At 62.1% G+C, this 24,334-nt stretch carries 23 protein-coding genes; 9 read left to right on the forward strand and 14 right to left on the reverse strand.

All coding sequences use genetic code 11. The features are described 5' to 3' along the window. Window positions 1-18: 18 nt before the first annotated feature. Genes flgE through flgB form a run of 4 tightly spaced genes read right to left on the reverse strand, consistent with a single transcriptional unit; the run spans window position 19 to window position 2,977 of the window. Window positions 19-1,350 (reverse strand): flagellar hook protein FlgE, encoded by a 1,332-nt coding sequence (flgE, locus tag AC5QPF_RS22835; protein WP_494960010.1) that lies wholly within the window; start codon window positions 1,348-1,350, stop codon window positions 19-21. Window positions 1,351-1,377: 27 nt separating this feature from the next. Next, the gene (gene flgD / locus AC5QPF_RS22840) at window positions 1,378-2,103 is read right to left on the reverse strand and encodes a flagellar hook assembly protein FlgD (RefSeq protein ID WP_494960011.1); all 726 of its coding nucleotides are present in this window, start codon (window positions 2,101-2,103) and stop codon (window positions 1,378-1,380) included. A gap of 16 nt (window positions 2,104-2,119) precedes the next feature. Then, window positions 2,120-2,563, reverse strand: coding sequence for a flagellar basal body rod protein FlgC (flgC, locus tag AC5QPF_RS22845; RefSeq protein WP_494960012.1), 444 nt, complete (start codon window positions 2,561-2,563; stop codon window positions 2,120-2,122). 3 nt (window positions 2,564-2,566) lie between these two features. After that, a complete protein-coding gene (flgB, locus tag AC5QPF_RS22850; RefSeq protein ID WP_494960013.1) occupies window positions 2,567-2,977 on the reverse strand; it encodes a flagellar basal body rod protein FlgB in 411 nt (136 codons plus the stop codon). Window positions 2,978-3,311: 334 nt separating this feature from the next. Here flgB and AC5QPF_RS22855 point away from each other — a divergent pair, with 334 nt between their 5' ends. Beyond that, window positions 3,312-5,996: an autotransporter domain-containing protein gene (locus AC5QPF_RS22855; protein WP_494960014.1), complete on the forward strand. Its 2,685-nt coding sequence runs from the start codon at window positions 3,312-3,314 to the stop codon at window positions 5,994-5,996. A 146-nt stretch (window positions 5,997-6,142) separates the two neighbouring features. Here the strand turns inward: AC5QPF_RS22855 and cheR are convergent, their stop codons facing one another. After that, complete coding sequence (gene cheR / locus AC5QPF_RS22860; protein WP_330077976.1) at window positions 6,143-6,970, reverse strand: protein-glutamate O-methyltransferase CheR; 828 nt, start codon at window positions 6,968-6,970, stop codon at window positions 6,143-6,145. Between the two features lie 55 nt (window positions 6,971-7,025). Next, a complete protein-coding gene (locus AC5QPF_RS22865) occupies window positions 7,026-7,958 on the reverse strand; it encodes a chemotaxis protein CheV (RefSeq protein WP_489016446.1) in 933 nt (310 codons plus the stop codon). A gap of 67 nt (window positions 7,959-8,025) precedes the next feature. Between AC5QPF_RS22865 and flgA the strand changes: the two genes are divergently transcribed. The 4 genes from flgA to AC5QPF_RS22885 all read left to right on the forward strand — a co-directional run bounded on the left by flgA (window position 8,026) and on the right by AC5QPF_RS22885 (window position 10,606). Next, complete coding sequence (flgA, locus tag AC5QPF_RS22870; protein WP_494960015.1) at window positions 8,026-8,778, forward strand: flagellar basal body P-ring formation chaperone FlgA; 753 nt, start codon at window positions 8,026-8,028, stop codon at window positions 8,776-8,778. A gap of 182 nt (window positions 8,779-8,960) precedes the next feature. Next, window positions 8,961-9,275: a flagellar biosynthesis anti-sigma factor FlgM gene (gene flgM / locus AC5QPF_RS22875; protein ID WP_494960016.1), complete on the forward strand. Its 315-nt coding sequence runs from the start codon at window positions 8,961-8,963 to the stop codon at window positions 9,273-9,275. 44 nt (window positions 9,276-9,319) lie between these two features. After that, window positions 9,320-9,787 carry a flagella synthesis protein FlgN gene (locus AC5QPF_RS22880; RefSeq protein ID WP_330077972.1) on the forward strand — a complete coding sequence of 156 codons (468 nt, stop codon included), beginning with the start codon at window positions 9,320-9,322 and terminating at the stop codon, window positions 9,785-9,787. Between the two features lie 75 nt (window positions 9,788-9,862). After that, complete coding sequence (locus AC5QPF_RS22885; protein WP_494960017.1) at window positions 9,863-10,606, forward strand: flagellar regulator YcgR PilZN domain-containing protein; 744 nt, start codon at window positions 9,863-9,865, stop codon at window positions 10,604-10,606. 36 nt (window positions 10,607-10,642) lie between these two features. Here the strand turns inward: AC5QPF_RS22885 and AC5QPF_RS22890 are convergent, their stop codons facing one another. From AC5QPF_RS22890 to bkdR, 3 genes are all read right to left on the reverse strand, one after another. After that, entirely contained in the window at window positions 10,643-11,983 is a 1,341-nt protein-coding gene (locus AC5QPF_RS22890) for an MFS transporter (RefSeq protein ID WP_494960018.1), read from the reverse strand. A 174-nt stretch (window positions 11,984-12,157) separates the two neighbouring features. Beyond that, on the reverse strand, window positions 12,158-13,399 hold the full coding sequence (locus tag AC5QPF_RS22895; RefSeq protein ID WP_494964234.1) for a glutamine synthetase family protein: 1,242 nt from the start codon (window positions 13,397-13,399) through the stop codon (window positions 12,158-12,160). A gap of 277 nt (window positions 13,400-13,676) precedes the next feature. After that, window positions 13,677-14,168, reverse strand: coding sequence for a Bkd operon transcriptional regulator BkdR (bkdR, locus tag AC5QPF_RS22900; protein WP_494960019.1), 492 nt, complete (start codon window positions 14,166-14,168; stop codon window positions 13,677-13,679). Window positions 14,169-14,367: 199 nt separating this feature from the next. Between bkdR and AC5QPF_RS22905 the strand changes: the two genes are divergently transcribed. From AC5QPF_RS22905 to lpdA, 4 genes are read left to right on the forward strand one after another with little or no spacing between them, the layout of a single operon-like run. Continuing rightward, a complete protein-coding gene (locus AC5QPF_RS22905; protein ID WP_494960020.1) occupies window positions 14,368-15,600 on the forward strand; it encodes a thiamine pyrophosphate-dependent enzyme in 1,233 nt (410 codons plus the stop codon). A 1-nt stretch (window position 15,601) separates the two neighbouring features. Then, a complete protein-coding gene (locus AC5QPF_RS22910) occupies window positions 15,602-16,660 on the forward strand; it encodes a transketolase C-terminal domain-containing protein (protein ID WP_494960021.1) in 1,059 nt (352 codons plus the stop codon). After that, window positions 16,661-17,932, forward strand: coding sequence for a 2-oxo acid dehydrogenase subunit E2 (locus AC5QPF_RS22915; protein WP_494960022.1), 1,272 nt, complete (start codon window positions 16,661-16,663; stop codon window positions 17,930-17,932). It begins immediately after the preceding gene. A gap of 2 nt (window positions 17,933-17,934) precedes the next feature. Continuing rightward, window positions 17,935-19,323 carry a dihydrolipoyl dehydrogenase gene (gene lpdA, locus AC5QPF_RS22920; protein WP_494960023.1) on the forward strand — a complete coding sequence of 463 codons (1,389 nt, stop codon included), beginning with the start codon at window positions 17,935-17,937 and terminating at the stop codon, window positions 19,321-19,323. Between the two features lie 52 nt (window positions 19,324-19,375). Here lpdA and AC5QPF_RS22925 read toward each other — a convergent pair whose 3' ends face one another. From AC5QPF_RS22925 to AC5QPF_RS22945, 5 genes are all read right to left on the reverse strand, one after another. Next, window positions 19,376-20,341, reverse strand: coding sequence for a hypothetical protein (locus AC5QPF_RS22925; protein WP_494960024.1), 966 nt, complete (start codon window positions 20,339-20,341; stop codon window positions 19,376-19,378). A gap of 110 nt (window positions 20,342-20,451) precedes the next feature. Further along, window positions 20,452-21,342, reverse strand: coding sequence for a hypothetical protein (locus tag AC5QPF_RS22930; RefSeq protein ID WP_494960025.1), 891 nt, complete (start codon window positions 21,340-21,342; stop codon window positions 20,452-20,454). A gap of 82 nt (window positions 21,343-21,424) precedes the next feature. After that, complete coding sequence (locus AC5QPF_RS22935) at window positions 21,425-22,372, reverse strand: hypothetical protein (RefSeq protein ID WP_494960026.1); 948 nt, start codon at window positions 22,370-22,372, stop codon at window positions 21,425-21,427. A gap of 168 nt (window positions 22,373-22,540) precedes the next feature. Further along, the gene (locus AC5QPF_RS22940) at window positions 22,541-23,263 is read right to left on the reverse strand and encodes a TylF/MycF/NovP-related O-methyltransferase (protein ID WP_428583787.1); all 723 of its coding nucleotides are present in this window, start codon (window positions 23,261-23,263) and stop codon (window positions 22,541-22,543) included. Then, on the reverse strand, window positions 23,260-24,126 hold the full coding sequence (locus AC5QPF_RS22945) for a phytanoyl-CoA dioxygenase family protein (RefSeq protein ID WP_494960027.1): 867 nt from the start codon (window positions 24,124-24,126) through the stop codon (window positions 23,260-23,262). Before AC5QPF_RS22945 ends, AC5QPF_RS22940 begins: the two co-directional genes overlap by 4 nt. Window positions 24,127-24,334 lie beyond the last annotated feature (208 nt).

Below are 24,334 nucleotides of genomic sequence, written 5' to 3' on the forward strand. Positions count from 1 at the left end.
CACTCTACCCAGCCAGCATCAGGTCATCTGGATGATGGTCTGCATGATGGAGCTCTGGGTGGAAATGGTCTTGGCGTTCGCCTGGTAGTTGGACTGCGCCTTGACCAGTTCGACCAGTTCCTGAGTGAGGTTGACGTTCGACTCTTCCAGGGAGTTGGAGGCGATCGAACCCAGGGTGCCGGTCTTCGGCGTGTCGATGCCAGGACTACCGGAGGCGAAAGTTTCCTTCCAGCGCGTACCCCCCATCTGCTCCAGACCTTGCTCGTTGGCAAAGCTGGCAATCGCCACCTGGCCGATGGCACGGGACTGCTGGTTGCTGAAGCTGGCGAACATGACACCCGTGGAGTCGATGCTCAGGCTCGACAGCAGGCCCGTGGCATAACCATCCTGGGTTGGTGGCTTGCGAGCGGTATCAGTGTTGTAGGAGGTGGTCGCGCTCATGTCCAGACGGATACCGGCGGCATTGCCGGCGGAGCCGTTTGAGCCCCAGGTACCGGTGGTGGCATTGTAGGTCGCCGGAACCCAGTTTTTCACGGTAAAGACATTATTGACCACGGCGAAACTGTCGTCCGGAGCCACCGAACCGGTCATCGTCTTGATGCTGCCGTCGGAATTGAAGGTCATGGTCCCCACCAGCGGCGTGGCACTGGCCGGATTCTGCGGATTGCGCCCATCGATCAGGGAGTACATGGTCCAGGTGTTCTGGTCGGTCTTGCGATAGTACTGCTCCAGGGTGTGCTTGTTGCCCTGGGTATCGTAGATCTCGGTCGAGAACTTCTTGGTGTAGGTGTTTTCGTCGGTCGGCACGAAAGTAGGGCCAGGCGGCGTCGCGCCCGGCAACGGAATCGGGGTGGCCTCGGAGTTCAGGTTGATCCCCTGGGTGACCAGGCTGGTGGCCTTCGGCGGCTGCGACAGGGTATCGATCTTGAGGTCAGTCAGGCTGGACGTCAGAATCTTGCCGTTTTCGTCGGCAGCGTAACCCTGCAGGCGCAGACCATCGGAAGTGACGACATAGCTGTCCTTGCTGGTCTGGAAAGCACCGGCGCGGGTGTACGCGAGCGAGCCATTGTCGCTGAGAACGAAGAAACCCTGCCCCTGGATCGCCATGTCGAGCACGTTGCCGGTGTTGTTCACATCACCCTGGCCGAATTGCTGGGAAATCGCCGCCAGGCTCACGCCGTTACCGACAGTCTTGCTGCCGACACCCAGCTTGCTCGCCGAGTAGACGTCCTGGAATTCCGCACGGGAAGACTTGAAACCGTTGGTGGCGACGTTGGCGATGTTGTTGCCAGTCACGTCCAACTGCTTGTTGGCTGCATAGAGACCGCTAAGGCCGATATTGAAGGACATCTTTCACTCCTGTGCCGTTAGCCGGCTCTATATACCGATGGTTTGCACTTTGGACAGCGCGACGCTGCCCAGACCGGCGAGATTGAGCATCATCTCGCCCCCTGTCTGACTGATGGTGACGCTACTGACCGTGGCAGGAAGCAAGGTGTACATCTCCGCTTCCTTGCCATCGACCGTGGTGGTGGCCTTGAACGAGTAGGTGCCCGGTGCCATGACCTCGCCCTTTTCGTTCTTGCCGTCCCAGACGAACGAGGCGTTGCCGGCCTTCTGCTCACCCAGTTGCAGGGTGCGCACGGCGTTGCCGTCCTTGTCCTTGATGGTCACGGTGACGCTGCTCACCGACTGCGGTACCACCACCGAGCCGTTCAGGCTCTTCGAGGTGTCGACCACCGCCTTGTCGGTCTGCGCGATCACCGAGCGACCGACCAGCGACGAGGCCTGCAGGGCCTGGGACGATTTGTAGTTGCTGGAAATCGCGGTGACGGACTCGTTCAGCGAGGTGATGCCTTCCAGGCTGCTGAACTGCGCCAGCTGGGCGACGAACTCGCTGTTGTCCTGCGGATCCAGCGGGTTCTGGTGCTGCATCTGGGTCACCAGCAGTTGCAGGAACGCGTCCTTGCCGAGCGTCTGCCCACCGCTTTTACTGTTGGTGGCGGAAGCGACACTGGTCTGGTCGCTGGCGCTCTTGACCCCGGACGACTTGATGACGTCGCCGAGGTTCACCGCTGAAGTCGTATCGTTGACACTGGCCATTGGCTCGGTCCTTTAATCACTGACCCAGGGTCAGTACTTTCTGCATCATGGTCTTGGCCGTGTTCATCAACTCGGCGTTGGTCTGGAACGAGCGGCTGGCCGAGATCATGTCGGCCATTTCCTCGACTACGTTGACGTTCGGGTAGTAGACGTAGCCGTCCTTGTTCGCCGCAGGGTGGTTCGGCTCGTATCGCGCCTCGAGGTTGCTCTGGTCCTCGACCACGCCAAGCACCTGCACGCCCTGCCCCGCCGCATCCTGGTCCTGGAACAGCGACTGGCTGCCGTTGTTCTGCGCCTGCTGGAAGGTGGTGGCGAACACCGGGTGACGGGCGCGGTAGGTCTGGTCGATGCTCGACGAGACGGTCTCGGCGTTGGCGATGTTCGAAGCGACGGTGTTCAGACGGGTGGTCTGGGCGCTCATGCCGCTACCGGCGATGTTGAAAACACTGGCGAGGGACATGGATTACTCTCCGCGCAGGGCCGATACCAGCCCTTTGAATTTACTGTTGAGCAGCGTGAAGCTGGCCTGGAAACCCACGGCGTTTTCCGCGTAGTTCGATTGCTCGAGCTGGGCATCGACGGTGTTCTGGTCGATCGACGGCTGCATCGGCGTGCGGTACTGCAGCGACTCGTCGCTGAGGGTCACGCCCTCGGCGTCGATATGCCGGGCATTAGTGCGATCCAGGGCGAAATGGCCGCCCTTCTGGGTCTTCTCGGTTTCGGCGGCGAGCACCTTGGAGAAGTCCATGTCCCGCGCCTTGTAGTTCGGCGTATCGGCGTTGGCGATGTTGTTGGCCAGCACCTCGGCGCGCTGGGCGCGGAAGCTCAGGGCCTTTTCATGGATACCGAGCGCTTTGTCGAAACTGATGCTCATGTCGGGGAAACCTTCGGAGGTTGACCGGATGTTCTGTTGGCGATGAGAGAGCAAGTCCCATGCCAAAACAGGAAAACCCAGTGAAACCGGGGTTTTCGTGATTTTGCCAAAGCGGCAATGCCAGAAAAGCGGCAATGGATTTCCGCTGGCTGCCAGTACCGGCGGCGAAAAGCGGCAACGATGCAGGGAAAGCCGGCGCCAAAAGTATGTCCTTTTGATGGCTGGTCCCTTACCATCCGCTCGCTCGCTGCATGGCATATCGCTATTACCGCCAACAAGGCTTATGCCGCGCAAGGACCGCACCGTGATCTCTACGACGTTTAAGGATTGAACCGTGACTTACATTCGTTTGCGCAAGACCCTGCTCGCCCTGGCGGTTGCCGCCACCTCCCTTCCCGCCCACGCCCAGACCGTGCAGTTGACCAATGCCGGCTTCAAGAGCGAAAACCATACCTACGCCGAAACCCTGGAAATCACCGGTAGCTATAGCGGTGACAACGGCAAGGTTGTCGTTGACCAGGGTAGTGGCAACGCCCCCCAACCCAGCGCCCCTGTCGAAATCCATGGCAGCCATCTGCAGAAAGACCTGATTCTCAATGCCTCCATCGACAGCAAGGGTGACTACGCTGGCGGCGCGGATCTGGATCAGGCCCCCACCACTTCTGCCAGCCCGCTCATTAGCCGGGTCGATGGCAACCTCGTCAACAAAGGCAGCATCAGTGCCACGGGCGACGGTGTCGTCAGCCTGCGCATTGCCTTGGCAGACATCGGCGGCAGCGTGATCAACGAAGGGTTGCTGTCGGCCAAAGGGGGACCGATGGAGGGTGACGACGTTGCCAACGGGATGAACATCAGCAGCCCGGCCCGCATCGGCGGCGACCTGATAAACAGCGAACAGGGTCGCATCATCGTCGAAGGCGAGGGAGCCAGCGCGATCGATATCCGTGGCGGGGCAATCGCCGGCAAGGTGATCAATCGTGGCTTGATCCAAGGGACGGGCGAAGATACTACCGGTATCGAGTTCAGTGCCCGGTACAACTTCGGCACTGGCAACGGCCCTAGAGTCGAGCTGGTCGATATCGCAGGTATCGAGAACCACGGCACCATCATTGCCCGCGGCCAAAACGCTCTTGGCATCGATATTGGCGGCGTCAGCTTCAACGGTGGCAGTGATCACTTCATCAACACCGGCACCATCGAGGGAAGCTGGGCAGCCATCTACATCACCCGCTATGACATCAATGTCCCGAACGTCGGCTCCCTGGGCGACCTGGTGCCGCTGAGGATCATCAACAGTGGAACATTGCGCTCGGATGAGCAGGCCATCGACGTATGGACACCCCGCGGCAAGGTTTACCTGGAACTGGAAGAAGGCAGCCAGGTGATCGGCAACCTGATGGACCTTTCGTCGATCCAGGTCAATGGCGATACCCGCTTCACCGGAAAGACCGTCGAATCGCGTGGCGAGGGCTACAACATCCAGATGAAAGATGCCGCCCGAGACTGGGTGGAAGTCGGAAGCGCCCAGGACTACCCACCCGCGCAACTGAATCTGCTGGCACCGCACACCCGGCTCGACGGCAATCTCTACGTTTCCTACAACTCGGCAATCGGCTTGAATCTGAGCAGTGCCACCAATCCGGATGTCGCGGTGTTCGCCCTCAGTGGCACCGCCGAATTCGCCCAGGGCGCCCAGATCAAGCTGGCTGCCCAAGGTAGTGACTTTGCCGCCAATGGCAGCGTGTACAAGCTGTTGAGCGCTGGCCGGATCGATATCCTGGCCGACGACGGCATCACCATCGATCCGAACGGCAAGCTCGACCTCGTCAGTTCCTCCGCCCTGCTCAAGGTCGACAGCTACAGCGTCGAAAACAACACCCTGGTAGCCACCGTCACCGGCAAGGGCCAGGAAGAAGTCAGCGAGATCATCGGCAACCACGGCGGCTCGGCCAACAGCCAGAAAGCCATCGGCAGCCTGGTCAACGACGGCGTTCTCAACCGCATCCGCGAACAGAACCCCAACGATCCTCTGCTGCAAGCCCTGCTCAACACCAACGAAGCCGACCTGACCCGCATCGCCGAGCAACTGACCCCGGAAACCAACGGCGGCGCGACTCGTGCCGCGACCACCAGCCAGAACCTGGTCAGCAACGTCACCGGCAGCCGCACCAGCAGCCTGCGCGGCGCCTCGTCCGGCGAAGGTTTCAAGGAAACCGGCGTATGGGTACAGAGCCTGTATAGCGACGCCACCCAGGACCTGCGTGACGGCGTGGCCGGCTACAACGCCTACAGCCGCGGCATCGCCGTGGGTGCCGATGGCAAGCTCAGCGACGACCTGACCCTGGGCCTGGCCTACAGCTTCATCAACACCGACGTGAACGGCAAGAGCGGCAACAAGACCGAGGTCGACAGCCATGCCTTCACCCTGTACGGAGGCTATGAGCTGGGCAGCTACTTCGTCGATGGCAGCCTGACCTACGGCCTCAACGACAACGACAGCAAGCGCCAGATCGCCGGCACCCGGGCCAAGGCCAGCTACGACAGCGACCTGCTCGGCCTCAACCTGGTGGGCGGCTACACCTGGAAGATCAACCCGCAGGTGCTGGTCGAACCACGCCTGGCGGCGCGCTACAGCCTGGTGAACATCGACGGCTACCGCGAGAAGGGTTCGTCTGCCGCGCTGAAAGTGGAAGACCAGCGCTACGAAGCCATCGAGCTGGGCGCCGGCGTGCGCGTTGCCGGCAGCTTCAACCTCGGTGCCGGCACCCTGGAGCCGCAGGTCAAGCTGATGGCGTACCACGACTTCGCCGCCGATGAGACCAGCAGCACCTCGACCTTCCTGCTCGGCAACACCCCGTTCGTCACCAGCGGCGCCAAGGCCGTGCGCAACAGCTATGAGGCCGGTATCGGTACCGATTACAAGCTGGGCGCGGTGACCCTGGGCGTGAACTACGACTACATCGGCAAGTCGGGCTTCGATGCCGATGTGTTCTCGGCGAAGGTGCGTTACGACTTCTGACGGCAGCGGCAAGCTTCAAGCCATAAGCTGCAAGTAAAAGCAAAAGCCCCCGGTCGTGAGATCGGGGGCTTTTTCCTGGGTCTTGCAGTGGTTTCGAGGGCCTCATCGCTGGCTTGCCATCGATAGGGCCCTGACGGGCACCCGAATCATTTAGCCTGGTAGATGATCCCCGGACTGCACTGGACCATCTGGTAATGATCCGGCAACCCGTTCAGCGCCTCTGAAGCACCGAGGAACAGATACCCACCCGGCTTCAGCGTGGCATGGATACGGGTCAGGATGTCCTTCTTCACCTGTGCCGAGAAGTAGATCAGCACGTTGCGGCAAAACACGATGTCGAACTTGCCAAGGGCGGCATAGCTGTCCAGCAGGTTGAACGACCGGAATTCCACACGGTTGCGGATCGGCGCCTTGATCGCCCAGCGCCCCGGCCCCTTCGGGTCGAAGTAGCGCTGCAGGCGCTCCTGAGACAAACCGCGGGCGATCGCCAGGCTGTCATACTCGCCCGTCTTGCAGTTGGCCAGCATCGAACCGGAGAGGTCGGTCGCGACGATCTGCGCGCCCATCTTCAACTGGCCGACATTGCTGCGCTCGAACTCGTCGATGCTCATGGAAATCGAATAGGGCTCCTGGCCAGACGAACAGGCCGCCGACCAGATACGCAGGCGCTGACCCGGATTGTTGCGGATCAGCTCTGGCATGACCTTGTTCTTCAGTACCTCGAACGGATAGGTATCGCGGAACCAGAGGGTTTCGTTGGTGGTCATGGCGTCGACCACCTGCTCGCGCAGCCCGCTGCGCGGCTGGCTCTGGATACGTTGCACCAGCTCGGTGAGCGTCTTGATACCCTGCTGTTCCATCAGCTTGTTGAGACGGCTGGAAACCAGGTACTGCTTATTTTCGCCCAGCAGGATGCCACAGGCTTTTTCCAGGAAGACCCGGAACTGTTCGAAATCCAAATTACCCGTAGACAATGGTGCCGCCTCTTAAATCGTGTGCAATGCCGGGAGCCGAAGCCCCCGACAACTATTAGTGTGTGGCATTGATCCGGTCGACCACACGCTGCGCCAGGTCGTCCGGCCTGAACTTGGCGAGGAAGTCGTCGGCGCCGACCTTCTTCACCATGGCCTGGTTGAACACCCCGGACAGCGAAGTATGCAGGATGATGTGGAGGTTTTGCATGCGCGGGTCGTTGCGGATCTCCGCGGTCAGCGTGTAACCGTCCATCTCCGGCATCTCGATGTCGGAGATCATCATCAGGAACTCCTCTTCCGGACGCTTGCCCTCGTCGACCAGGTTCTTCAGGTAATCCAGCGCCTGGCGACCATCGTTGAGCGCGACCACTTCGACCCCGACGGTCTGCAGGCAGCGACTCACCTGCTTGCGCGCCACCGACGAGTCATCGACCGTCAGTACCCGCAGCGACACCGCCTTGCTGTGCACTTCGGCATTGACCACGCCGGTGGAGACCGATTCGGACGCAGGAGCCACTTCGGCGAGGATCTTCTCGACGTCGATGATCTCGACCATCTTGTTGTCGACCCGGGTCACCGCCGTCAGGTAGTGATCGCGACCGGTGCCCTTGGGTGGCGGATGGATCTCCTCCCAGTTCATGTTGACGATGCGCTCGACCGAATGCACCAGGAACCCCTGGGTCTTGGTGTTGTACTCGGTAATGATGACGAAACTCTTGCTCGGGTCCTGGTTCTCCAGCGGAGGCAGGCCCGTCGCCATCGCCAGATCCAGGATCGGGATGGTCGCCCCACGAATATTCGCGACACCGCGCACGACCCGGCTGGCTTTGGGCAGAAGCGTCAGGCTCGGGCATTGCAGCACTTCCCGAACCTTGAACACATTGATCCCGTACAGTTGCTCGCCGCGCAGGCGGAACAGCAGCAGTTCGAGACGATTCTGTCCCACCAGTTGCGTGCGCTGGTTCACCGAATCCATAACACCAGCCATGCCAGACTCCTCAACCGAAGCTTGGGGCAGCGCGCTCATTCGGCACGCGCCTTGCTTTTTAACTTTTATGAATACGAAAACGACATTTTTCCGACACCTGCACCGCCATCTGCCCGGCTTCCTTGCTGCGCTGTTGCTATTGACTCCCGGTGCGCGAACTCTGGCTGACACCTTCACCTTGCCTGAACAACTTATCGGTGTCACTCAGGGGTTTCTTGAGTTCACTGTCGAAGACTATTTGCAAAAAACCCATACCGAGGGTCGCTACGAGATCCAGGTGAACAATCTCGACCCGCGCCTGCGCATGCCGTTGTGCAGCGAACAGCTCGGCGCCAACCTGGAAAGCCCGGCCCAGCCGCTGGGCCGGGTGACCGTGCGGGTGCGCTGTGATGGTAGCGCGCCCTGGACCGTGTTCGTGCCGGCCCAGGTCAAGCTGTACCGCGATGTCGTGGTGGTCAGCCGCCCGCTCAAGCGCGAAGCGGTGGTCGGCGAACAGGACGTTTCCCTGCGCGAGCGCGACGTGGGCCTGCTCAACCAGGGCTTCCTCGCGAGCCTGGACCAGGCGATCGGACAGAAAGTCGTCCGACCAATGGTCATCGACCAGGTCATCACCCCGGTTCACCTGGAACAGGCGGAGGTCATCCGCAAGGGCGATCACGTGGTCATCATTGCCCGAACCGGCGCCCTGGCGGTGCGCATGCCCGGCGAAGCGCTGAGCAAGGGCGGCATGAGCGAACAGATCCGGGTGCGCAATCTCAACTCCAAACGGGTGATCAAGGCCAGGGTAACCGGGCCGGGTGAAGTGGAGGTTTCGATGTGACCTTGTGACGCAGAGCACCGCGCAGTCGATGAGCACTGGCGATTGGCAGATGCATTTTCTAAACTGTGCGCATTACGGGCTGATGGCGCTGTCGCGAATCTTCCATTCATTCGCGCCTAAAGTTTTGTCCGGGTTGGCCGAAAAAAGGGCAAGCGTCCAAATTCCCACGAGGTTTTCTGATCATGGTCATCGACTTCAGTCGTTTGAATAACTCCCCGTCAGTGACGGGCGGCTTGCGCACTGGCACCAGCCAGGAGCCGGCCGCCAAGAGCGCCGGCCAGCCTGCAGCGGCCAGCGGCACCGTCCAGAGCGGGGAAACCGTACACCTCAGTCATGAGGCCCAGCAGTTGCAACAGGTCAGCGACAAGCTGCGCGACCAGCCCATCGTCAACAGCGACCGCGTGGCCGCGTTGAAACAGGCCATCGCCGACGGTAGCTACCAGGTCGACGCCAACCGCGTCGCCAGCAAACTGCTCAATTTCGAAGCCCAGCGCTAGCCTCGGCGCGCTGACTTCAAGGACGCGAAGACCAAGAGCCAGCCATGCACGACACCACCCTGCTGCAACTGATCGAAGACGACATCGGCCCGGCGGAACAGCTGCTGCAACTGCTGCGGGACGAATACGTGGCCCTGCACGGCCGTGACATGCCGGCCCTGGAGAACATCCTGGCCTACAAGCAGTCGCTGGTCGTTCTTCTTGATCAGCAGGGGCGTCGACGCAGCGAACTGCTCGCCAGCATCGGCCTGACCCCGGACCGTGCCGGTGTCGAGGTCCTGGCCAGCCAGTCGCACCTCGGCTCGCAACTGCTGCACCAGCTCGATGTGCTCGGCAACCTGCTCAATGAGTGCAAGGCGGTCAACGAGCGCAACGGTGAATCCATCGTGCTGCAGCAGGCCACCACGGCCAACCAGATCAGAATCCTCAATGGCGGCGAAGCCCCCACCCTCTACGACAGCCGGGGCTCAAAATCGCCGCTATCCAAGCCTCGTGCGCTCAGCCAGGCGTGACCCTCTATCAAGGCACAACGCATGCTGGCAGAATGCTAGCTGCGTGTGCCGTTTTTGCCTGGAGATTCATCAACCGTGTTCAATGACGTAGAAGCTCCGCAGCCTCCGAAGGTGTTCACCACGCCTCTGGAGATCGCCGCCAATTTGCGGATGCTGCAAGAGAGCCATGATCCGCTGATCATTACCTTCCATGAGCGCAGCCAGCGTTTCCAGAGCTATGTGGTCGAGGTTGACCGCGACAAGAACATACTGGCCCTGGATGAAATGATCCCTCGTGATGGCGAGCGCTTCCTGGAAAATGGCGAACCCTTCCGCGTCGAAGGTTTCCACGAAGGCGTGCGGATCGCCTGGGAATGCAATCAACCGCTGACCATCGATTCCACTGGCGACATCCGCTGCTATCGCGGCACCCTGCCCGCTGAAGTCACCTACCACCAGCGCCGCAACGCCTTCCGTGCTGCCCTCAAGCTGTCGCAACTGGTCGATGTGGTCCTCGATGGCGAGAAGCTCAAGGGCGCCGGAGCCATTCGCGGCAAGCTGCTGGACATCTCTGCCACCGGCTGCAAGCTGCGCTTCGATGGCGATATCGAAGAGCGCCTGCAACTGGGCCAGGTCTACGAGAAGTTTGCCGCCAGCAATCCGCTTGGTCTGAGCAACATGTCCGTCGAGCTGCGCCACCTGCATTTCGAGGAGCGCCTGGGCGCAACCTTCGCCGGGGTCAGGTTCCACAACCTCAACGGCCAGATGCAGCGCAAGATCGAAAGCTTCGTCTATCAGCTGCAGCGCGAGGCGCGTCGGTTCGACAAGGACGACTACTGATGTGAAACGGGGAGCCAGAAGGCTCCCCGTTCGGTTTCAGACCTGGGTCGGTTTCGCCGGCTCCTGCCCTTCCCTGACCTCGACCTTGTCTTCCTCGGCCTCGGTATCCTCGGCCGCCACCGGCGTCTGCATCTGATCCTGCACAACCTGCTCGTCGACCCGCGGGTCGAGGGCGGCAGCGAGCGGTGAACTGGCCGCCGGCATGGCCACGTGGGACAGCGGCGCGTCCACCACCTGATGCAGCCCGGTCACTGCTTTCGGACGGATGCGCCAGACCAGGACCAATGCGAAGAAGGTGAAGAAGGCATACAGCATCTGGTCGCCGAAAGCCTTCATCAGCACACCGGCCGCCAACGGGCCGATACTCGCACCCACACCATAAGTGACCAGGAGCATGGCCGTCAGCGACACTCGCCGCTCGCTTTCCACATGGTCGTTGGAGAACGCCACCGCCAGCGGGTACAGGCAGAACTGCAGGAGCGAGACCAGGAACCCGGCGGCGAACAGCACCGGCAGTGGCACTCCGGGCAGGATCGCCAGGGGCAGCGAGGCCACCGCCAGACCGATCGCCACGCTGCGGATCAGCACGGCGCGGTCGTAGCGGTCGGATAGCCAGCCCAGCGGCCACTGCACCAGCAGGCCGGCGAAGATGCACACGCCCATGAAGATACCCACCTGCTCGGTGCTCAGGCCCTGCTTGGAGGCGTACAACGGTGCCAGACCGTAAAAGGAGCCGACGATCAGACCCGAACCGAGCACCGTGCTCAACGACTGCGGCACCCGCTTGATGAAGAACCGCGGCTCCATCGGCGCCGGCCGCAGCGGCGCCGGGTGAATGCGCCGGGTCAACGCCACCGGCACCAGGCACAGGGCGAAGCACATGGCGACCAGCATCAGCAGTTCGGGACCGAGCTGCGGATGCACGACGAGGATCAACTGGCCGAGCACAAGCCCAAGGTAGGAGGCGATCATGTAACCGCTGAACACCGCGCCACGATGTTTGGCGTCGGCCTGCTCGTTCAGCCAGCTCTCGATGACCATGTATTGGCACATCATGCCGAGACCGACGATCACCCTCAGGAACAGCCACGCCGGAAGGAAGCTGACCAGGCCGTGACCGAGCACCGCCGCGCCGACGATACCGGCACAGGTGGCGTAGGCACGGATATGGCCGACCCGGGCAATCAGCCGGTGGCCGATCTTGCCGCCCAGGGCCAGGCCGAAATAGTTGGCCGCCATCAGGGCACCGACCCACAGGCTGTCGACCTGGTCGGCACTCAGGCGCAGGGCCAGGTAGGTACTCAAAAGGCCGGAGCCGATCAACATCATCAATGCGGCGAAGTACAACGCGCGAAAAGACTTCCAGATAGTGCGCATCAGCGTCCCGAACGGCCTCTTGAGCAGGTGGAAAAAGCTGCCTGAAAGCATAAGTGATTATTTCCGGCGAGCGGTCAGGCAGACATAAAAAAACAGGATTCCGATGCGACATGAATGCCGCTATCGGACTCCTGTCCGTCAGTTTCCGACCCGCGCCGGCCAGCGTGCGTTCAATCAGGCCTGGGCAGCCAGCACGCGACGCTCCCACGGGGTGATTTCATCGAAGAAGCTGGTCAGCTCCTGGGTCTTGGTCGCCAGGTAACCGTCGATGAATTCGCGGCCGAACAGCTCGCGAGCCAGGCTGCTGCGTTTCAGGCGGTCGAGGGCGGCATGCAGGGTGCACGGCAGCGACAGGTGATCCGGAACCTCGAACTCACCCTGGATCGCCGCAGTCGGTTGCAGGCCGTTCTCGATGCCGTGCAGACCGGCAGCAAGGCTTGCGGCAATGGCCAGGTAAGGGTTGGCATCGGCGCCCGGCAAGCGGTTTTCCACCCGTCGCGCCACCGGCGAACTGGCCGGAATGCGCAGGCCGGCAGCACGGTTGTCCTCGGACCAGCAGGCGTTGTTCGGCGAGGCGTAGGGATGGCACAGACGCTGGTAGGAGTTGACGTTGGGCGCGAACAATGCGGTGAAGTCGGCCATGCAGGCCTGCTGGCCGCCGATGAAGTGGAAGAAGGTTTCGGTCGGCTTGCCGCCGGCGTCGCTGAACACGTTGCGACCGCTGCCGATCTCCACCACGCTCTGATGGATGTGCATCGAGCTGCCCGGCGTTTTGGCCAGCGGCTTGGCCATGCACACCACGGTCAGGCCGTGCTTGAGCGCCACCTCCTTGAGCAGGTGCTTGAACAGGAAGGTCTGGTCGGCCAGCAGCAGAGGGTCGCCGTGCAGCAGGTTGATCTCGAACTGGCTGACGCCCATCTCGTGCATGAAGGTATCGCGGGGAAGGCCCAGGTCCGCCATGCAGCGGTAGACCTCCTGGAAGAACGGGCGCAGGCCGTTGTTGGAACTGACGCTGAAGGCAGAGTGGCCGTCCTCGCGACGACCGTCCAGGCCAAGCGGCGGCTGGAAGGCTTGCGTCGGGTCGGGGTTGGGCGCGAAGACGAAGAATTCCAGTTCGGTCGCCACCACCGGGGCCAGGCCGCGGGCGGCGTAGCGGGCGATCACTGCCTTGAGCTGGCCGCGGGTAGACAGGCCGGAACTTTCGCCGCTCAGTTCGTCGGCATCGCAGATGGCCAGGGCGCGGGGTTCGGTGCTCCAGGGCAGGCGGTGGATCTGGGTGGGTTCGGCAACCAGTGCCAGGTCGCCGTCATCGCCGCCGTAGAAGCGCGCCGGCGGGTAGCCGCCCATGATGCACTGCAACAGCACCCCACGGGCCAATTGCAGGCGGCGGCCTTCGAGGAAGCCTTGCGCAGTCATTACCTTGCCGCGCGGCACGCCGTTGAGGTCGGGCGTAACGCACTCGATTTCATCAATGCCCGTCAAACGCTCTTCCAGGGAGCGCTGAACATTGGTCGTCATGACTCTATCCTTGTTGTTTTCGCATGCCGGAAACGGCGACAGGAACAACATACTCAGGGACTGTTCAAAATATCAAGCGAAGATAGCGGTGATTGATCGTGATTTTCTACACCTTTAAAGGTGTGTTGCTCTCAGGGGCCCTATCGCTGGCTTGCCAGCGATGAGGCCCTCAAAATCAACGCGGCTCGCGCAGGGTCAATCCATTGGCCGGCAACGGCAACGCGGTCTTGTACCGGACCTGCTTCAGGGCAAAGCTCGACCTGATATTCGCCACCCCCGGCAAGCGCGTCAGGTAATCGAGAAACCGCTCCAGCGCCTGGATGCTCGGCAACAGCACCCGCAGCAGGTAATCCGGATCCCCCGTCATCAGGTAGCACTCCATCACCTCGGGCCGCTCGGCAATCTCTTCCTCGAAACGGTGCAGCGACTGCTCCACCTGCTTCTCCAGGCTGACATGAATGAACACATTGACATCCAGCCCCAGCACCTCAGGCGCCAGCAGGGTCACCTGCTGGCGGATCACCCCCAGCTCTTCCAGGGCCTTGACCCGGTTGAAACAGGGCGTCGGCGACAAATTAACCGAACGAGCGAGCTCGGCATTGGTGACCCGGGCATTTTCCTGAAGGCTGTTGAGAATACCGATGTCGGTGCGATCCAGTTTGCGCATGAGATAAATCTTCCTGCCTATTGTTCTTTTGCAGAATATTTATCCGCGCACCCATTCAAAGGCAATCAACATCAGAAAAATATTCTTCCGGGGCCGGAATATCATTAAGCCAACACTGACTTTCCGGTCACGAGCCGGGTCTCAGTAGCTACTGCGTCAGAGCTCAACAAAAACACAAGACAGAGCGAGCGTAAAAAGCATGAACGAGTACGCCCCCCTGCGTTTGCATGTGCCCGAGCCTACCGGCCGGCCAGGCTGCCAGACAGATTTTTCCTACCTCCGTTTGAATGACGCCGGTCAGGTCCGCAAACCCGCCATCGATGTCGAACCCGCCGATACCTCCGACCTGGCCTACAGCCTGATCCGCGTGCTCGACGGTGAAGGCAATGCCGTCGGCCCCTGGGCCGAGGACATCGACCCGCAGGTCCTGCGCCAGGGCCTGCGCACCATGATGAAGACACGTCAGTTCGACAGCCGCATGGTCGTTGCCCAGCGCCAGAAGAAGATGTCCTTCTACATGCAGAGCCTCGGCGAGGAAGCCATCGGCAGCGCCCAGGCCCTGGCCCTGAACCGCACCGACATGTGCTTCCCCACTTACCGCCAGCAGAGCATCCTGATGGCGCGCAACGTGTCGCTGACCGAGATGATCTGCCAACTGCTGTCCAACGAGCGCGATCCGCTCAAGGGCCGCCAGTTGCCGATCATGTACTCGGTGCGCGAAGCCGGCTTCTTCACCATCAGCGGCAACCTCGCCACCCAGTTCGTCCAGGCCGTCGGCTGGGCCATGGCGTCGGCGATCAAGGGCGATACCAAGATCGCCTCGGCCTGGATCGGCGACGGCGCCACCGCCGAGTCCGACTTCCACACCGCCCTGACCTTCGCCCACGTCTACCGCGCCCCGGTGATCCTCAACGTGGTCAACAACCAGTGGGCGATCTCCACCTTCCAGGCTATCGCCGGCGGTGAAGCCACCACCTTCGCCGGACGCGGCGTTGGCTGCGGCATCGCTTCCCTGCGGGTCGACGGCAACGACTTCGTCGCGGTCTACGCCGCCTCGCGCTGGGCCGCCGAACGCGCCCGCCGCGGCTTCGGCCCGACCCTGATCGAGTGGGTCACCTACCGCGCCGGCCCGCACTCCACCTCCGACGATCCGTCCAAGTACCGCCCCGCCGACGACTGGATTCACTTCCCGCTCGGCGACCCGATCATGCGCCTGAAACAGCACCTGATCGCCAGCGGTCACTGGTCCGAGGAAGAGCACCAGGCCGTCAGCGCCGAACTGGACGCCGAGATCATCGCTGCGCAGAAGGAAGCCGAGCAGTACGGCACCCTCGCCGGCGGCCACATGCCGAGCCCGGCCTCGATGTTCGAGGATGTCTACAAGGAAATGCCGGAGCACCTGCGCCGGCAGCGCCAGGAACTGGGGATCTGACATGAACGATCACAACACCGCCATCGAAGTGGAAACCGCCATGTCGACCACCACCATGACCATGATCCAGGCTCTGCGCTCGGCCATGGACGTGATGCTCGAACGCGACGACAACGTTGTCATCTACGGCCAGGACGTCGGCTACTTCGGCGGCGTGTTCCGCTGCACCGAAGGCCTGCAGAACAAGTACGGCAAGTCCCGGGTGTTCGACGCGCCGATCTCCGAGAGCGGCATCGTCGGCACCGCCGTCGGCATGGGCGCCTACGGCCTGCGGCCAGTGGTGGAAATCCAGTTCGCCGACTACTTCTACCCGGCCTCCGACCAGATCGTCTCGGAGATGGCCCGCCTGCGCTATCGCTCCGCCGGCGAGTTCGTCGCCCCGCTGACCCTGCGCATGCCCTGCGGCGGCGGCATCTACGGCGGCCAGACCCACAGCCAGAGCCCCGAGGCCATGTTTACCCAGGTCTGCGGCCTGCGCACGGTGATGCCGTCCAACCCCTACGACGCCAAAGGCCTGCTCATCGCCTCCATCGAAAACGACGACCCGGTGATCTTCCTCGAACCCAAGCGCCTGTATAACGGCCCGTTCGACGGCCACCACGACCGCCCGGTGACGCCGTGGTCGAAACACCCGGCCAGCGCCGTGCCGGACGGCTACTACACGGTGCCGCTGGACAAGGCGGCGATCACCCGCCCGGGTAACGACGTTACCGTGCTGACCTACGGCACCACCGTCTATGTGTCCCAGGTCGCCGCCGAGGAAACCGGCGTCGACGCCGAGGTCATCGATCTGCGCAGCCTGTGGCCGCTGGACCTGGAGACCATCGTCGAGTCGGTGAAGAAGACCGGTCGCTGCGTGGTCGTCCACGAAGCCACCCGTACCTGCGGCTTCGGCGCCGAACTGGTGGCGCTGGTCCAGGAGCATTGCTTCCATCACCTGGAAGCCCCCATCGAACGCGTCACCGGCTGGGACACCCCCTACCCGCACGCGCAGGAGTGGGCGTACTTCCCCGGCCCGTCGCGGGTCGGGGCGGCATTGAAACGGGTCATGGAGGTCTGAATGGGTACGCACGTCATCAAGATGCCGGACATTGGCGAAGGCATCGCGCAAGTTGAACTGGTGGAATGGTTCGTCAAGGTCGGCGACACCATCACCGAGGATCAGGTGGTCGCCGATGTCATGACCGACAAGGCTACCGTGGAAATCCCGTCGCCGGTGTCCGGCAAGGTCCTCGCCCTGGGCGGCCAGCCCGGCGAGGTCATGGCGGTGGGCAGCGAGCTGATCCGCATCGAAGTGGAAGGGGCCGGTAACCATCAGGAGAGCGCCAGCAAACCGGCGCCCGTGGTCGCCGCACCTGAGCCGAAAGCCGCCGTGGTCGAGGTCCCGGCGGCCAAGCCGACGCCGGTCGCCGCGCCAGCCAGTCATACCGAGGCAGCGCCGATCATCCCGCGCAGCGCCAACGAAAAACCCCTGGCCTCCCCCGCCGTGCGCAAGCGCGCCTGGGATGCCGGCATCGAGTTGCGCTACGTCCACGGCAGCGGCCCGGCAGGTCGCATCCTGCACGAGGACCTCGACGCCTTCCTGACCCAGCCGACCCGTGGCCAGGCAGCGCCGAGCGGCTACGCCAAGCGCGAAGACAGCGAGCAGATCCCGGTGATCGGCCTGCGCCGCAAGATTGCCCAGCGCATGCAGGACGCCAAGCGCCGCGTCGCCCACTTCAGCTATGTCGAGGAAATCGACGTAACGGCGCTGGAAGAACTGCGCCAGCACCTCAACGGCAAGTTCGGCGAAAGTCGCGGCAAGCTGACCCTGCTGCCGTTCCTCGTTCGAGCCATGGTCGTGGCCCTGCGCGATTTTCCGCAGATCAACGCCACCTATGACGACGAAGGCCAGGTCATCACCCGACACGGTGCGGTGCACGTGGGTATCGCCACCCAAGGCGACAACGGCCTGATGGTGCCGGTGCTGCGCCATGCCGAAGCCGGCAGCCTGTGGAACAACGCCAGCGAGATCTCGCGCCTGGCCAACGCTGCGCGCAACAACAAGGCCAGCCGCGAGGAACTCAGCGGCTCGACCATCACCCTGACCAGCCTCGGCGCCCTTGGCGGCATCGTCAGCACGCCGGTGGTCAACACGCCGGAGGTGGCCATCGTCGGGGTCAACCGCATCGTCGAGCGGCCCATGGTGGTCAACGGCCAGATCGTCGTGCGCAAGATGATGAACCTGTCCAGCTCCTTCGATCACCGGGTGGTCGACGGCATGGACGCCGCGCAATTCATCCAGGCCGTGCGCGGCCTGCTCGAACAACCCGCCAGCCTGTTCGTGGAGTGAGCATGCAGACTCTGGACACCACCCTCCTCATCATCGGCGGCGGCCCCGGCGGCTATGTTGCCGCGATCCGCGCCGGGCAACTGGGCATCCCCACCGTGCTGGTGGAAGGCCAGGCGCTGGGCGGCACCTGCCTGAACATCGGCTGCATTCCGTCGAAGGCGCTGATCCATGTGGCCGAGCAGTTCCATCAGACGGAACAGCACGCGCACAAGTCGAACATCGGCATCAAGGTTGCGGCGCCGAGCCTGGACATCGGCCAGAGCGTGGCCTGGAAGGACGGCATTGTCGATCGCCTGACCACCGGCGTCGCTGCCCTGCTGAAGAAGAACGACGTCAAGGTCATCCACGGCTGGGCCAAGGTGATCGACGGCAAGCTGGTAGAAATCGAAGGCCAGGACCTGCGCATCCGTTGCGAGCACCTGCTGCTCGCCACCGGCTCCAGCAGTGTCGAACTGCCGATGCTGCCCATGGGCGGCGCTGTGATTTCTTCCACCGAAGCGCTGTCGCCAACCAGCCTGCCCAAGCGCCTGACTGTGGTCGGAGGCGGCTACATCGGCCTGGAACTGGGCATCGTTTATCGCAAGCTCGGCGTCGAAGTCAGCGTGGTCGAGGCCCGCGAGCGCGTCCTGCCGACCTATGACGCCGAACTGACCCAGCCGGTGGCCGAGTCGCTGAAAAAGCTCGGGATCAAGCTGTACCTGGAACACAGCGTCGAAGGCTTCGACACGGCGGAACAACGCCTGCGCGTGCGCGCCCCGGACGGCAGTGAACTGGCCCTGGATACCGAGCAGGTCCTGGTGGCCGTGGGCCGGCGGCCGCGAACCAAGGGCTTCAACCTCGAAGCCTTGGCCCTGAAGATGAATGGCGCCGCCATCGCCATCGACGAGCGCTGCCAGACCAGCATGCGCAATGTCTGGGCTATCGGCGACGTAGCCGGCGAGCCGATGCTCGCGCATCGGGCAATGGCCCAGGGCGAAATGGTCGCCGAACTGATCGCGGGCAAGCAGCGCGCCTTCACCCCCAGGGCTATCGCGGCAGTGTGCTTCACCGATCCCGAGATCGTAGTGGCGGGCAAGACGCCAGAGATGGCGAAGGAAGAAGGCCTGGATTGCCTGGTAGCGCACTTCCCGTTCGCAGCCAACGGACGGGCCATGACCCTGGAATCGAAGAGCGGCTTCGTGCGGGTGGTGGCACGGCGTGACAACCATCTGATCCTTGGCTGGCAGGCAGTCGGTGTGGGTGTTTCCGAGCTGTCGACGACATTCGGCCAGTCACTGGAGATGGGTGCGCGGCTGGAGGATGTGGCCGGCACTATCCACGCTCACCCGACGCTGGGTGAAGCGGTGCAGGAAGCGGCGCTGCGGGCGCTGGGGCATGCGTTGCATATCTGAGAAGAAACCTGATGACCGGGCTTGCCAGGCTCGGTCATCAGAGACTGCCGCGTCAGTCCACAACCTTGAACGTCACGGAACCACCCTTGGTACCCGGAAACGTCATTTCCACCACAGGCACGCGAATCCCGCTGACTTTCTGGTAGACATCGCGGTCATGCTGGGCAGTGGGCTTGCCTTCGGCGTTCACATAAAAGAAGGCACGGATCTTCATTCGAGGGTCATATCCCTTTTTCCAGGTTTCGACCTTTAGCTCGTTAAGCACATCCGATACCCGGGAAGACTTGACCGCCGAGGTGACGCCCAGATTGAATTGAATGGCGGAATCCGCTCCACGCAGATCATAGCGACAGCGCATCGGGTTCGCGAAATCGGCAGTCATCACTATATTGTCCGGGCATTGCAGGTTGAGGTTTGACCCGCCTTCATACGCACCACAGCCTTTGTCGCCACGCTTGTCGGAATCGCCGTCCACCGGGAAGAAACAGTCGACTTTCAACGTACTGGCTGGATCGAGAATGAAGCCGTTGGGATAAGGCCCCGCCCACCGCGTCATTCTGATATCCGATCGCAGGTAACTGAACGAGCTATCGCTCGTGCGCCCTTCGGGATACGGTTCCCAGGCATGTTCCACCGGTGGGGTGCTTCGCACGAGCAGCCCTGAACACTTGTACAGCGCTACATCCTGAGAAGCGATCTCTTTCGCCATGATGGCTTCCACGGATACCGTATCCAGGACCGAAGCCACTTCGGCGTAGGTCTTCTTGTAGTGTTCCTTATAGGCGTTCACCGCCCCCTCCAACTGCCGGTCCTCTGGCAGGGGCATGCCCCTGACAAGGTTGTCCACGCAATTCGTCCAGCCTCTGGAATACATCGTCGTCAAATAAACCTGAGTGGCATCTGCCGCGAGAACCTGCCCGTTACCGAGCAGGGCCAGCAGGGACAAGAACGTAATGAGCAGCCCGCGTGTGCGGGGGGAAGAACAACGGTTTCGTTGATGGACTCGTAGTTGCAACATGCCGCCAGCCTTCCTGGGGAGTCCCCAGGGATGTTGTTAACTGCAAAAAGCAATGGGTCAGTCCAAGGCTCAAAAAGTCACGACAAGACCGTCAGGACGGCCCGTATCACTTATTCCCCGCTCTCGAACCTGAGCGGCTCCCCCATGGTCTCCGACAAGGTGATTTTCAACAGGGGCAGATGGATCTTCGTCGCCTTTTCGAATTGATCTCGATCCCGCTGGGCAAAGGGCTTGCCCTGATCGTTGATATAAAAGAATGCCTTGATCGGTAGCCGCGGGTCATGGCCCGGGTTCCAGGTCTGGACCTTCATGTCATTGGGCTTGTCCGCCTGTTGCGAGGCCTTTGCCGCCACGGCCAGGGCCACTTCGAAACGCTGGGTGGCATAGGCATCGTCGAGCCGGTAGGCACAACGCCGGCGCATGCTGTCGGTGAATTGCCGGTCCCATTCCAGCCACAGGTCCGCCAGTTGCTCCACGGCCCAGCGGTACTCCTCGCTGTTCGCGTCCCGCTCCATGACCATGGCATCGGCGGGCAAGACCTCACACAGCGAGTAGTTGTAGCGGTAGTCTTTGTTGGGACCGCAGCCTTTGTCGATACGCTCGTCCGACACCGCGTCGACGGGATAGAAGCATTTGACCGACAACGCCTGCGGCGGCGCGATGATGAAACCATTGCTGTAGTGCCAGGCCAGCCGTGGCACGCGGATATCGGCTCGAACATAGGTGAACGAGGTGTCCAGCGTCCGCCCTCGCGGATAGGGCTCCCAGGCACCCTGGCCTTCGGGGAGGGTCTGACGCGTACCGCGAATCATGACGCCGCTGCATTTATAGGCGGCCTGGTCGTCCTTGCAGCGCGAAGGTGTGGCCTCGTACAGCAGAGTCAACTCCGCAGCCAGTCGCTCACCCTCGGACACCGTGGGGGAGGGTGCCTTTTCAGCTCCGCTGACGCCAGACAGGGTCAGGCCCATCGCACACCCGAAAATCACGCCATGAATCTTCATGACAATCCCCTGGATATTCAGCGATCAGTCGCTGGCTTCACTGCCCGGACAGGAAACCTTGTCCAAGCGGCGCACCTACCCGTCACTCGACGAACTCGAATTTGATGTTGCCTTCGCGCTCACCGGGAAAGGTCACCTTGAGAACAGGCAAATGGATCTTCGTCACCTGCTCGAACCGCTCACGATCACGTACGGCAAACGGCTTGCCCTGATCGTTCACATAAAAGAACGCCCGTATCGGCAACCGCGGGTCGTAGCCCGGATCCCAGGTCTGGATCTTCAGGTCGTTGGGCAGTTCGGTGAGGCGCGACACTTTCGCCGCCACCGCCAGGGCGATCTCGAAACGCTGGGTCGCGTGCGCGTCCTTGAGGGAATAGGCGCAGCGCCGTTTCGCGTCCCCGGCGTGAAGCTCGTCCCATTTCAGCCATAGCGCACTGAGGCGCTCCAGCGTCCACTGGTACTCCTCACTGTCGCGCCGCACAGGGGGCCCCCTGCTATCGCCCTCCGTCGTGGAACGGAGCGTCAGCAACGCCTCGCACAGCGAGTAGCCGTAGCGATAGTCTTTGTTGGGGCCACAGCCTTTGTCGTCGCGCTGGTCCGAAACGGCATCGATGGGAAAGAAGCAGTCCACGGCAAGCTGGTCCGGCGCCGCGATGATGAAGCCATTGGTGTAGCTCCATGCCAGGCGCTTCATCTTGATGTCGGCCCGCAGGAAACTGAACGAGGTGTCCCGCGACCATCCCCGGGGATAAGGCTCCCAGGCGCCCTGCCCTTCAGGCAATGTCTGCCGTGTGCCGCGAGCGATGACACCGCTGCAGCGGTAGGCCGGCAGATCGTTCTCGCAGTGCGAAGGGGTGGCTTCGTAAAGTGCGGTCAGCTCGGCGGCCAACTGTGTACCCGCCGCCATGGCCGCCGTCTGCGGTGCCGCCCGGGCAGAAACGGACAGCGCCATCAACAGGGTGAAGATGATGGAAAAAGCCACCTTGCTCCATGACATCGACAGCCCAAAGACGAGACCCTGACGGTTCATGGGAGCTCCCCGAAAGATGTCCAGCGATACCGTCCCCAATAGAACGGCGACGACAGGATTCAAGCAGCGCCGGTACCATGGCCGCAACTGACAAAAATACCAGGTCGTCCCGCCGTGAATGAAAACGGCCGCTCCAGGGCGGCCGTTTCGGACAATCTTGAAATTCGCTCAGACGCGGAAGTAACCCACCGACGAATCGAACGGCAGGCGCTTGAGCTCGATCTTGTTCAGATCCAGCACATCGCGCAGGGCAGCGGTCTCGCCGGGGAAGTTGCGGTAGGCGACTTCGTCCAGGACCACGATGGCGCCTTTCGGCATGTACGGCAGGAAGGTTTCCAGGGCCACCTTGGTCGACGAGTACAGGTCGGTGTCGAGGATCAGCATCGCCACCACCAGGTCCGGACGGGTCTTGACGAAGGCCGGCACGGTTTCGAGGATGTCGCCCTTGACGATCTCGCAGCGCGGGATGCGGTTCACCGGACGGATCAGGTCGTTGGCCTCGATCATGTCCTGGATCAGGGTTTCGTCGGTGTCGGAGAACATGCTCTCGTTGATATCCGCCGGATCTTCCTTCTCGTCGATGCTGGCAAAGCCCTGGAAGGTATCGAAGCCGATGATCGACCGGTTGATCGCATACGGCTCGAGAATCATCGACAGCTGCATGTAGAGCATCAACGAATTGCCCTTGTACACGCCGCATTCGACGATGGCGCCCGGGATGTCCTGGACCATCTTGAACAGCTCGATGCGCGACAGCGCGGCGGTCACGGCGATGCGGTTGGCGAAGACGAAGGGGGCGTCAGCCACGTATTGGGCATCGACGCGGCTCAGCACGCTGGCGCGCTTTTCGTTGTACTCGACCTCGGCAGCAGTCAGACGACGCTTGGTCATGGATTAACTCCCTGGAATTGCGAAAAGTCGCTGGCATGGAAAAGGTCTTTGAAGCCGGCTTCCACGTCGAAACAACCGTTGTCGACATTGGGCGCGCCGCGCTTCTGAATCAGGTCTTGCAGGTGAATCAGGCGGAAGTCCACGCTGAAGCGGATGCGGTCGGTGTGGTTGGCCACGGTACCGTGCAGGTGAGCGCCGGAGAAGGTGATGATCTCGCCACTGTTGCCTGCGATGCGGATTTCCGAGGAGGTGTCGATCTCTTCCAGCGGCACCGGGTGTACGCGGTTTTCCTGGGTGATGTTGTCCTTGGCCTTGAGGCGCTGGTTGTTGATCCAGTCGGTCAGGCTCCAGCTGTGGGACGAGTTCTGCACCGGGCGCTCGAAATAGGCCGGGTTGATCATCATGGTCTGACCGGGCTCGATGCTGTAGATCGGCATCCAGGTGTTGAGCTGGCAATCGACACTGCCGTACCAGGTGTCACGGTGCGGCTTGTAGGCGTAACTGACGCCGGCGTGCAGGTAGTCGTAGTTCGGCACTACGCGCACTCGTGGTACGTCGAAGATGTAATCGTTCGGGTCGGCACCGATCTCGAGGATATAGTCGCGAATCAGCGCCTTGGCTTGCGGGCCGTTGGTGAACTTGCGCTTGAGCCGGGTAACGTGCTCGACGAAGGTTTCCACCGGCATCATCTTGTGCAGCGAGACATGATCGGTCTCGCCGTCAAAGGCCTCGGTGATGCTATGCCGGGCCAGCGCACACAGCTCGTGGGCGCTGCGCAGGTTGGTATCGAGGAAGATATCGCCCGCATAGACCTGCTCGCGGAATGCCGGCTTCTTCTGCAACTGGTTGATGTAAAGATTCATACGCCTCTTCCTCATAAAGACCGATGCCCGCCGCCTTGGGCGGGCCATGAATTGAAGTGGACGCAAGGCGACGCCACCCTGCCCGTCCGGCAGGGATCTCCAACCGCATGGGACACCGGGTCATGGCCCGGCTCTCGTGTTCTTGTGATCGGCATCACGTGGGCAAACTTTAGTGCCGTTCGCCTTGCCGCCAGCGGCAAGCTGCTTC

The sequence above is a fragment of the Pseudomonas sp. Con_6 genome (assembly GCF_059379395.1).

Coding starts and splice junctions, on each gene's coding strand:
- AC5QPF_RS22910 (WP_494960021.1), top strand. CDS start 15,602: ATGAACGATCACAACACCGCCATCGAAGTGGAAACCGCCATGTCGACC.
- AC5QPF_RS22925 (WP_494960024.1), bottom strand. CDS start 20,341: ATGTTGCAACTACGAGTCCATCAACGAAACCGTTGTTCTTCCCCCCGC.
- flgA (WP_494960015.1), top strand. CDS start 8,026: ATGAATACGAAAACGACATTTTTCCGACACCTGCACCGCCATCTGCCC.
- AC5QPF_RS22905 (WP_494960020.1), top strand. CDS start 14,368: ATGAACGAGTACGCCCCCCTGCGTTTGCATGTGCCCGAGCCTACCGGC.
- AC5QPF_RS22880 (WP_330077972.1), top strand. CDS start 9,320: ATGCACGACACCACCCTGCTGCAACTGATCGAAGACGACATCGGCCCG.
- flgC (WP_494960012.1), bottom strand. CDS start 2,563: ATGTCCCTCGCCAGTGTTTTCAACATCGCCGGTAGCGGCATGAGCGCC.
- AC5QPF_RS22895 (WP_494964234.1), bottom strand. CDS start 13,399: ATGACTGCGCAAGGCTTCCTCGAAGGCCGCCGCCTGCAATTGGCCCGT.
- AC5QPF_RS22930 (WP_494960025.1), bottom strand. CDS start 21,342: ATGAAGATTCATGGCGTGATTTTCGGGTGTGCGATGGGCCTGACCCTG.
- flgE (WP_494960010.1), bottom strand. CDS start 1,350: ATGTCCTTCAATATCGGCCTTAGCGGTCTCTATGCAGCCAACAAGCAG.
- AC5QPF_RS22935 (WP_494960026.1), bottom strand. CDS start 22,372: ATGAACCGTCAGGGTCTCGTCTTTGGGCTGTCGATGTCATGGAGCAAG.
- lpdA (WP_494960023.1), top strand. CDS start 17,935: ATGCAGACTCTGGACACCACCCTCCTCATCATCGGCGGCGGCCCCGGC.
- AC5QPF_RS22890 (WP_494960018.1), bottom strand. CDS start 11,983: ATGCGCACTATCTGGAAGTCTTTTCGCGCGTTGTACTTCGCCGCATTG.
- AC5QPF_RS22945 (WP_494960027.1), bottom strand. CDS start 24,126: ATGAATCTTTACATCAACCAGTTGCAGAAGAAGCCGGCATTCCGCGAG.
- flgD (WP_494960011.1), bottom strand. CDS start 2,103: ATGGCCAGTGTCAACGATACGACTTCAGCGGTGAACCTCGGCGACGTC.
- AC5QPF_RS22915 (WP_494960022.1), top strand. CDS start 16,661: ATGGGTACGCACGTCATCAAGATGCCGGACATTGGCGAAGGCATCGCG.
- AC5QPF_RS22865 (WP_489016446.1), bottom strand. CDS start 7,958: ATGGCTGGTGTTATGGATTCGGTGAACCAGCGCACGCAACTGGTGGGA.
- flgB (WP_494960013.1), bottom strand. CDS start 2,977: ATGAGCATCAGTTTCGACAAAGCGCTCGGTATCCATGAAAAGGCCCTG.
- bkdR (WP_494960019.1), bottom strand. CDS start 14,168: ATGCGCAAACTGGATCGCACCGACATCGGTATTCTCAACAGCCTTCAG.
- flgM (WP_494960016.1), top strand. CDS start 8,961: ATGGTCATCGACTTCAGTCGTTTGAATAACTCCCCGTCAGTGACGGGC.
- AC5QPF_RS22940 (WP_428583787.1), bottom strand. CDS start 23,263: ATGACCAAGCGTCGTCTGACTGCTGCCGAGGTCGAGTACAACGAAAAG.